The 2,194-nt window shown below is 65.2% G+C and carries 3 protein-coding genes; 1 reads left to right on the forward strand and 2 read right to left on the reverse strand.

Annotation, left to right across the window (positions count from 1 at the left end; translation table 11 throughout):
* Both ACT84W_RS10670 and cobM read right to left on the reverse strand, forming a co-directional pair.
* A partial coding sequence (locus ACT84W_RS10670) for a cobalt-precorrin-5B (C(1))-methyltransferase (protein ID WP_444329201.1) occupies positions 1–359 on the reverse strand: 359 nt, incomplete at its 3' end.
* Between the two features lies 1 nt (position 360).
* The gene (gene cobM, locus ACT84W_RS10675; RefSeq protein ID WP_161161413.1) at positions 361–1,152 is read right to left on the reverse strand and encodes a precorrin-4 C(11)-methyltransferase; all 792 of its coding nucleotides are present in this window, start codon (positions 1,150–1,152) and stop codon (positions 361–363) included.
* Between the two features lie 458 nt (positions 1,153–1,610).
* On the opposite strand from cobM, the gene ACT84W_RS10680 reads away from it, so the two are divergent.
* Positions 1,611–2,194: sirohydrochlorin cobaltochelatase (locus ACT84W_RS10680; RefSeq protein WP_444329202.1), on the forward strand; the 584-nt coding region annotated here is incomplete at its 3' end.

Consider the following 2,194-nt stretch of genomic DNA (forward strand, 5'->3'; position numbering starts at 1 on the left):
ACGCCGCCATCGACGGAAACTTCCGATTCGCGCGCGGGCACGTCCTTGCTGCCCGCAGCACCCGTGCCCGACCCCGCATGTTCCACGTGCGCGTACACGAGTACGCCGTCAGTCACATCGGCATCGTCGCCTGCGTCCTTTCGCACGGCGCACTGGGCGCACCCCTCGCCGATGCATGCGTCGACCACGTTCGCCTCGACGGGCAGCCCGCCGGGGGTGACGATCGACACGCGGCCGACGGGCTTTCGTGACAAAAGCATCTCGCAGGCCGCCTTCGCCGCGAGCGCGGCGCAGCTCCCCGTGGTGTAGCCGCAGCGCAGGCGGGTCGTCCCGGTATATATGTAGTGCTCGAAGGCCACGCTAGCTGCTCGCCTTCCGATACCCCGTGGCAAACGAAGGGTCGTAAAGCTTGCTGCGCTCGTACGACTCTGCTTGCGCGCCGTTGTGCGAAAACCCGCCGCGAGCTCCGAGCACGCGGCCCACCACCACGAGCGCCGTGCGGTCGATGCCCTCTCGCGCGCCCGCATCGGCGAGCGTGCCCACTGTGCATCGCACCACGCGCTCCTCAGGCCAGGTCGCCTTGTACACGAGCGCGGCCGGCTCGTCGGAGCTGCGGCCCGCGGCCAAAAGCTCGGCGGAAAGCTCGGCGAGCATACCCGAGCTCAGGAAGATGACCATAGTCGAGCCACTTTCCGCCATGGTGCGCATGCCCTCGCCCGCGGGCATGGGGGTACGTCCGGAAAGCCGCGTGATCACGACCGACTGGCTGATTCCCGGCAGCGTGTATTCCTGGCGAAGCGCCGCCGCGGCACCGCAAAAGCTCGACACGCCGGGCACCACCTCGTAGTCCACGCCGCGCGCGTCGAGTGCGTCCATCTGCTCCTGGATGGCGCCGTACAGGCACGGGTCGCCCGTGTGCAGGCGCACCACTTCCTCGCCCCGCGCATCCGCCGCGCACATCACGTCGAGCACTTCCTCCAAGGTCATGTGCGCGCTGTCGTAGACGATGCAGGATTCCTTGCACTCAGCGAGCAGCTCGGGGTTCACAAGGCTTCCCGCCCAAACGACCACGTCGGCCGCGCGCAGAAGGCGCGCCCCGCGCAGCGTGATAAGGTCGGCGGCGCCCGAGCCTGCGCCAACGATATGAATCATCCGAGCCTTCCCTTCCCGTTTCTCATCGCAACCGTTTACGCCGCCCTTCGCGCAGCGGGCAAAACACGGCGCCCGCAGCGGCAATCGGCGCAAATACGCAGGCAGGAGGCGCAATGCCGCCCGCCCTGGCTTTGACACGTTCAAAAGTGCCCACTATCATAGTAAAAGATTCGGCAACGAGCATATGACAATCGGATAAAAGGAAATGACCGGCGCGGCGCCCGCACAGCCCGCGCTGGCTTGCGGAGGGAACCAGGTGGGAATCCTGGGCAAGGGACATTACTGTATAGGACGCGCGGGCGAACCGCCTCGCGCCCCAAGCCAGACTGCTTCGCCTTTTCCTCACGGCATCGCCGTGGCGTTAGCTCCTTGTGAACCCCGAGGGGTGCGCTTTTCTTTCGCTTGTGCCGACAAGCAACTGTCGCCGGGGGACCGGCAAACCGAGGAAAGGAAAAACCATGTCCGACCAGATGTCACGCCGCGGCTTCATGGGCGCCGCAGCAACCGGAGCCTTCGCGCTCGCCGGAGTCGCGCTCGCGGGCTGCTCCAACACCTCCGCGAGTTCCGAGAAATCGAGTGAAAAGGAGAAGGCCGTGAAGCCGGTCATCCTCGTCACGAGCTTCGGCACGAGCTACAACGACTCGCGCCACATCACCATCGGCGCCATCGAAGACGCTATCCGCGAGAAGTACTGGCAGGACTACGACATCCGCCGCGCCTTCACCGCGCAGATCATCATCGACAAGCTGAAGAAGCGCGACGGCATCACGATCGACAACATGACCGAGGCGCTCGACCGCTGCGTGGAAGACGGCGTGAAGGAAATCGTCGTGCAGCCGACGCATCTCATGGGTGGCCTGGAATACACCGACGTGAAAGACGAGCTCGACAAGTACGCCGACAAGTTCGACAAAATCTCGCTCGGCGACCCGCTGCTCACCTCCGACGACGACTACAAGAAGGTGGCCGCAGCCATTAAGGAGAACATGGCGTCCTTCGACGACGGCAAGACGGCGCTGTGCCTCATGGGCCACGGCACCGA

Source organism: Paratractidigestivibacter sp. (assembly GCF_052362415.1).
Lineage (GTDB): Bacteria > Actinomycetota > Coriobacteriia > Coriobacteriales > Atopobiaceae > Paratractidigestivibacter.